Annotated in this window: 5 protein-coding genes and 1 pseudogene; 5 read left to right on the top strand and 1 reads right to left on the bottom strand. The window is 76.8% G+C overall.

Annotated features, from left to right (window positions below; all coding sequences use genetic code 11):
- The first annotated feature begins 145 nt into the window (after positions 1-145).
- Complete coding sequence (locus tag ACFV4G_RS23295; RefSeq protein ID WP_380443388.1) at positions 146-1,933, top strand: ATP-binding cassette domain-containing protein; 1,788 nt, start codon at positions 146-148, stop codon at positions 1,931-1,933.
- Positions 1,934-2,790: 857 nt separating this feature from the next.
- Complete coding sequence (locus ACFV4G_RS23290; protein ID WP_380443386.1) at positions 2,791-2,961, top strand: hypothetical protein; 171 nt, start codon at positions 2,791-2,793, stop codon at positions 2,959-2,961.
- 60 nt (positions 2,962-3,021) lie between these two features.
- Here the strand turns inward: ACFV4G_RS23290 and ACFV4G_RS23285 are convergent, their stop codons facing one another.
- Positions 3,022-4,110, bottom strand: a complete 1,089-nt coding sequence (locus ACFV4G_RS23285) for a Zn-dependent alcohol dehydrogenase (RefSeq protein ID WP_380443385.1) — start codon at positions 4,108-4,110, stop codon at positions 3,022-3,024.
- A 170-nt stretch (positions 4,111-4,280) separates the two neighbouring features.
- Between ACFV4G_RS23285 and ACFV4G_RS23280 the strand changes: the two genes are divergently transcribed.
- From ACFV4G_RS23280 to ACFV4G_RS23270, 3 genes and pseudogenes are all read left to right on the top strand, one after another.
- Positions 4,281-4,940, top strand: a complete 660-nt coding sequence (locus ACFV4G_RS23280) for a class I SAM-dependent methyltransferase (RefSeq protein ID WP_380443383.1) — start codon at positions 4,281-4,283, stop codon at positions 4,938-4,940.
- 126 nt (positions 4,941-5,066) lie between these two features.
- Positions 5,067-6,293 carry a hypothetical protein gene (locus tag ACFV4G_RS23275; RefSeq protein WP_380443381.1) on the top strand — a complete coding sequence of 409 codons (1,227 nt, stop codon included), beginning with the start codon at positions 5,067-5,069 and terminating at the stop codon, positions 6,291-6,293.
- A 7-nt stretch (positions 6,294-6,300) separates the two neighbouring features.
- Positions 6,301-6,544: pseudogene (locus tag ACFV4G_RS23270) on the top strand (hypothetical protein); the annotation flags it as partial.

Here is a 6,544-nt window from a genome sequence, read left to right as displayed (position 1 = left end):
TGGGGTGCGGGCGGCTCGGGCCCCCGCCGACTCCGGGCGCGCAGCCCACGGAGGGTCCCCGCGGGCCCAGGCGCCCGGCGCGACACGACGGGCCCGCCGACTTCTCGCGTCACCGCCACCGCCACCGCAGCCGCCCCCGACTCCCGTGGCCGCCCACCACCACCGCGCAGGAAGTCGGCGGCGCCGACTTTCCACTCCCACCGCCTCGCCCGGGTGGGCGCTCCTCCTTCGGCAGTTCGCCACCACACGCCGACCGCTGCTACGGCTGCTCGCCTGGTCCGTGGTCGAGGCCCTGCCGCCGTTGCTCTCCGGGCTGCTCGTGTCGGCCGCCGTGGACCGCGGCTTCCTCGCCGGGCGGCCCGGGGCCGGGGTGGCCTGGCTGGCCGGGTTCGGCGCGGCCACGGTTCTGCGGGCGTTCGCGGCGCGGGCCGGGTTCCCGCACCTCGCGGCGGTCGTCGAGCCGTTGCGGGACGCGCTCGTCACGCGGGTGGTCCGGAGCGCGCTCGCCCGGCCCGTCGCCGACGCCGCCGAGGTCGCCCGGCTCACCGAACAGGTCGAGTCCGCACGACAGTTGACCGCCACCCTGCTGCGCACCCTGCGCGGCGTCGGAATCACCCTGGCCGCCGCCCTGATCGGCCTGGCGCTGCTCGCGCCCGCCGTCCTGCCGCTCGTCCTGCTGCCGCTCCTGGCCGCCGGGCTGCTCTTCGCCCGCCTACTGCGGCCGCTGGTGGAACGCCGCCGGGCGGTCGTGCTGGCGGAGGAACGGTTCGCCGCCGAGGCGGGCCGCGCCCTGCACGGCCTGCGCGACGTGCAGGCCACCGGTACGCAGACGCAGGTGGCCGCCGCACTGGCCGAGGCGGCCGGGACGAGCGCCGCCGCCTCCCGCGCGCTGGGCCGGGCGTCCGCCCTGCGCGCGCTCGTGGTCGCGCTCGGCGGGCGGTTGCCGGTGCTCGTCGTGCTCACGGCAGCGCCGTGGCTGCTCGCGCACGACGTGCTCACGGCCGGCGAACTGCTCGGCGTCGCCACGTACCTGCTCCAGCAGCTCGACCCGGCGGTGCGGACGTTGGCCGGTACGGTCGGCGGCTGGCTGCTCGGCCTCGCGGTCGTGCTGGACCGCCTGGCCACGGCTTCCGCCGCCGACGCCCCGACCGCCCGGTCGACGGCGGGAGGCGCGACCGCCCGTGACACGAGCCTGTGCCTCACCGCTCTTCGCTACGCGCACGCCCCCACCGCCGAACCGGTCCTCGACGGGCTCGACGTGACGATCGGCGCGGGGGAGCACGTCGCCGTCGTGGGCCCGAGCGGAGCCGGCAAGTCCACGCTGGCCGGGTTGCTCGCCGGACTGCTCACACCCACCTCCGGCGACCTCACCATCGGCGGGGAACACCCCTCGCCGGGCGATCGCACCCGGGTGGTCGCGCTGCTTCCACAGGAGGCGTACGTCTTCCCCGGCCCGCTGCGCGAGAACCTGACGTGGCTCGCGCCGGATGCCACCGACGCCCAACTCACCCGTGCCATCGAGGTTGTGGGCGCCGGTGAACTCGTCACGCGGCTCGGCGGAACGGACGCCGTCCTCACCGACCCCGCCGCACTCTCCGCCGGCGAGCGGCAGTTGCTCGCGCTCGTCCGGACGTACCTCTCCCCCGCCCCGGTCATCGTGCTCGACGAGGCGACCTGCCACCTGGACGCCACCGCCGAGGACCAGGCCGAACGGGCCTTCGCCGCCCGACCGGGAACACTCGTCGTCGTGGCGCACCGGATCAGCTCCGCCCTGCGCGCGGACCGCGTCCTCCTCCTGGACGGCGGCCGCGGCACGCTCGCGAGACACGGAGACCTCCAGGTCCTGTCGCCGCTCTACCGGGAACTGGTCGGCCACTGGCTGGACTCCACACCGCGCAACAACAGCGCATCGCACACCGGGCACGCGCCATGAAGAAGCCGCCCGCGCAAGCCAACACCTACGCTCCGGCCAGCGGATCTGCGGGATGCGGCGTGGGAAGTCGGCCGGCCCGACTTCTCGCACAGGAGGCCCGGGGAGCGGGCCGGGGAGCGGGGCGGCCACCGGCCCTCCACCGCAGGCCGGGCACAGGACGTCGATGTCGCCGACTTCCCGCGCAGACCAGCGGATCCACGGAATGCGGCGTGGGAAGTCGACCAGCCCGACTTCTCGCGCAGGAGGCCCGGGGAGCGGGGCGGCCACCAGCCCTCCACCGCAGGCCGGGCACAGGACGCCGATGTCGCCGACTTCCCACGCAGGCGGCCAGTGGCTGGGGGCGGAGGGCGCTGCACGAGGCGGGCGCCGGCGGGCTGTGCGCTGCCGGGCGTGGGATCAGGATCTCCCGTAGCCGGGGCAGGGCAGCGCAGGGGCAGCCACCGGTCAGAGGCGGGCGGCGCCGGGCGGGGTGGGTGCTGCCGGGCCGGAGGCGGTCAGGGTCTCGGCGGGGCCAGGCCGGGACGGCGCCGTGCGGGGTGGGCGCTGGCGGGCCGGAGGTGGTCAGGGTCTCGGCGAGGACGGCGCCGTGCGGGGTGGGCGCTGGCGGGCCGGAGGCGGTCAGGGTCTCGGCGGGGCCAGGCCGGGGCAGCGCCGGGCGGGGTGGGTGCCCCCGGGGTGGGGTGTCAGGATCTCGATAGGATCTCGGGCGCCGCGGCCGTTATGGTGGCCGGGGCACGGGCCGCGATCACCGGCTGTGGCGCGGTTCCTGCGCCCGAAACGGGGGCCCGACCGCGCATTCACAGTGCCGGGCGGGGCGCCGATGCATCTGCAAGCTCCGCACGGAAAAGACGATTCTGATGTCCGACACCCTCACCGACACCACCGGCCCCGCGACCAACGGGACCGACGCCGACGAGATCACGGCCGAGGACACCGCGTCGCACGGCCGCCACCGCGGCCTGTCCTCCGCCGACGACAGCCCCGAGGCCGGCGCGCACGGCCGCCACCGCGCTGCAAACCAGGGCTGACGAGAACCAAGGCTGACGGAGGGCCCGCCGGGAGGACTTCCCGGCGGGCCCTCCGCGCGCTCAGTCCAGGGTGACGACCGTCCGCAGGGCCTCGCCGCTGCGCATCTGGGCGATCGCGTCGTTGACGTCGGCGAGCGCGACCCGGTGCGTGACCATGCCGTCGAGGTCGATCCGCCCGGCCCGCCACAGGTCGACGACCAGCGCGATCGTGGACGGCACGGGCGCCCCGCCGTAGAGCGAGGGCAGCAGGCGCTTCTCGTTGAAGAACAGCTCGCCCATGGTGAACTGCGCGAGGTCGTCCTGCGCCCCGGCGCCGATCACGACGACCGCGCCGCCGCGCCGGGTGGCGTCGTACGCGGCGCGGACGGTGGCCGAGCGGCCGACCGCCTCGAAGACGTAGTCGTAGCCGCCGCCGGGCAGGCCCTTGGCGGTCGCCTTGAGGTCCTCCGGGGCGATGGCGTCGGTGGCGCCGAAGGCCAGTGCCCGTTCGCGCCGCGAGACCACGGGGTCGACGACGGTGATCCGGCCCGCGCCGCAGACCCGGGCGCCCTGGACGGTCGCCACGCCGACGCCGCCCGCCCCGATCACGGCCACCGAGGCGCCGGGCTCGACGCGCGCGGTGTTGACGGCGGCGCCGACGCCGGTGGTGACGCCGCAGCCGATGAGCGCGGCGGCCTCGTACGGGAGGTCGGCGGGGACCTTGATCACGGCGTCCTCGGCGACGACGACCTCCTCGGCGAACGAGCCGGTGCCGTAGAACCCGGACGCGTCGACCGCGGCGCCGCCCTCCTCGAAGCGGAACCCGGGCGCGCCGAGGCGCCGCAGGCTCGCGATGCAGAGGTGGCCGCGGCCGCGCTCGCAGTGCGCGCAGCGCCCGCAGGGTGCCATCCAGCACAGGACGACGCGGTCGCCGGGCGCGACCGACCGCACGCCCTCGCCGACCTCGACGACGTCGCCCGCGCCCTCGTGGCCGGGCACGAACGGCGCCGGCTGGGGCAGCACGCCGTTCATCGCGGAGAGGTCGGAGTGGCACAGGCTGGCCGCGCGCATCCGGACCCTGACCGTGCCGGGCCCGAACCCGACCGCCGTCACGTCCTCGCGGACATCGAGCGTGTCCTGCCCGGTCTTGTGCAGAACGGCTGCGCGCATGGGGCTGCTCCCGGTGTGCCTCGGATCCACGGTCGGGCCGATTCTGGCACGGGCGCGGGGCGGCGACTAGAACACGTTCCAGCGGCGGTCCCGGGAGGAAGCGCGGACGTACCGTCGAGTAGGGTCCGACCGGAGTACCCGGAACCCACCCCGTCGCGAGGAGTCGCCCCATGTCCGACCTGCTGGAGAGCGTCCGTCCGGCGGACGAGGTGGTGGCGGCGTTCGAGGCGGCCACCGGGTTCATGCCGGTCGACGAGGGCCTCGCGCTGTACGCGGCCGCGGTCACGGCGGCGCGGCGCACCGGGCTGCCGGTGCTGGAGATCGGGACGTACTGCGGGCGCTCGGCGGTCCTGCTGGCCGCGGCGGCCCGGGAGACCGGGACGGTCGCGCTGACGGTGGACCACCACCGGGGGTCGGAGGAGCAGCAGCCGGGCTGGGAGTACCACGACCCGACGCTCGTGGACCCCGAGGTCGGGCTGATGGACACGCTGCCGGCGTTCCGCCGGACGCTGCACGCGGCCGGGCTGGAGGAGCACGTGGTGGCGCTGGTCGGCCGGTCGCCGCGGATCGCGGCGCTGTGGGGCCGTCCGGTCGGCCTGGTGTTCATCGACGGCGGGCACACCGACGAGCACGCGACCGGCGACTACGAGGGCTGGGTGCCGCACCTCGCCCCGGAGGGCCTGCTGGTGGTGCACGACGTCTTCCCGGACCCGGCGGACGGCGGCCAGGCGCCCTACCGGGTGTACCTGCGGGCGCTCGCGGAGGGCTTCGAGGAGGTCTCCGTCACCGGTTCGCTGCGCGTGCTGCGCAGGCGTGCACAGATGCTCTAACGTCGTGCCGGAGCCGCCGGGCGGGGGGCCGGAGGGTACGGTGGCCGCGCCACAGCAGGCAGCGAGCGGCAGCGGGACACGGCGGCACCGGACAGAGCGACGGCGGATGGTGGGGGCTAGCGGCACATGACGGACCAGAACAACACCGCTCCGGCGGTCTGGGACCCCACCGCCCGCGGCGGCGCCGGCGGCTGGGTCCGCGGCCCCCAGCAGCCCGCCCCCCAGCAGCCCGGCCGGCCCCAGCCGAACCAGCCGCAGCAGCCCGCCGACGCCGCGCCCCAGGCGCCTCCCGCACCTCCCGCGCGCCCCATGGCCCCGCCGCCCGGCCCGGGCGGGGTCGGCGACCAGGGCCCGCCGCTGGGCGCCCGCCCGTACCTGGCGACGGCCCCGGGCTACGACGCGCCGACGGCGCCCGCGTTCCCGTCCGCCGCGCCGCCGCCCCCGCCCGTCCCTCCCGCGTCGCCGTTCCCGGCCCACGCGAGCGCCCACGCGAGCGCCCAGGCGGCCGCACAAGCACCCGGCCCGTACCCCGGCCCCGGCTACCAGTACCCGCCGCGGCCCGGCTACCCGGCCCAGCCGGACCACCCGGCCGGCTACGAGGACCTGGACGACGACGAGGAGCGCCCCACCAACCGCAAGGCGCCCCTGCTGATCGGCTTCGCGCTGCTCCTGGTGCTGGCGGTCGGCGGCGGCCTGCTGATGGCGGTCAAGGACAACGGCAAGAAGGACCAGGCCGCGCCCGCCCCGGCCGCCACGGCCACCGACCCGGGAGCGTCCGGCACCCCGCAGCCGGCCCCGGCACCCAGCGGTTCGGCCGGCGACCCGAGCGCCGCCGCGACCGACCCGGCCTCGGCGGGCGCGACGCCCAGCCCGTCCGCGACCACCGCCGGGCCGAACGCCAAGGCCCAGGCCGGCGCGCTGGACGACCTGCTCACCCAGGGCGAGAGCGCGAAGGCCCCGATCGGCAGCGCGGTGGCGAAGGTCAGCAGCTGCCCGGCCAAGCCCGACATCGCCGACGCGGCGCAGGTGTTCGACAACGGCGCCAAGCAGCGCGACGAACTGCTGCGCAAGCTGGGCGCCTTGAGCGCCTCGGACGTCCCGGGCGGCGCGGACGCCATCCAGTCGCTGAAGTCGGCCTGGCAGCTGTCGGCCGACATCGACCGGGCGTACGCGGCCTGGGCGCGCTCGGTGGCCGGCCAGGGCTGCTCCGGCACCGCCCCGACCACCGCCGACAAGAAGCACGCCGACGAGCTCAACCCCCAGGCGACGCAGGCGAAGAAGGACTTCGTCGGAAAGTGGAAGCCGATCGCCGACGCGTTCGGCCTCACCGCACGGACCCAGGACAGGATCTGAACCGCTCGTGACCGGCCCGACGAACCGCCCTCCCCGCCGCTCCGCCCTGCTGCGCACCACGACGGTGGTCGGCGCGGCCGTACCGCTCTGCCTCGCGGGCTGGTTCGGCTGGCAGGCCGTCAGCCACGACGCGCCCGCCGGCGCGACGGCCGCCACCGGCACGGCCGGCGCGGGCGCCGCGGCCCGGGCGGCCCCCCCGGCGACCGCCCCCGCCCCCGCCACCGCCGCGGTCGCCGAATCAAAACACAACC

Source organism: Kitasatospora sp. NPDC059747 (assembly GCF_042732955.1).
GTDB lineage: Bacteria > Actinomycetota > Actinomycetes > Streptomycetales > Streptomycetaceae > Kitasatospora.
Note: the sequence above shows the minus strand (reverse complement) of the source record. Positions and strands in the feature narration are given on the sequence as shown.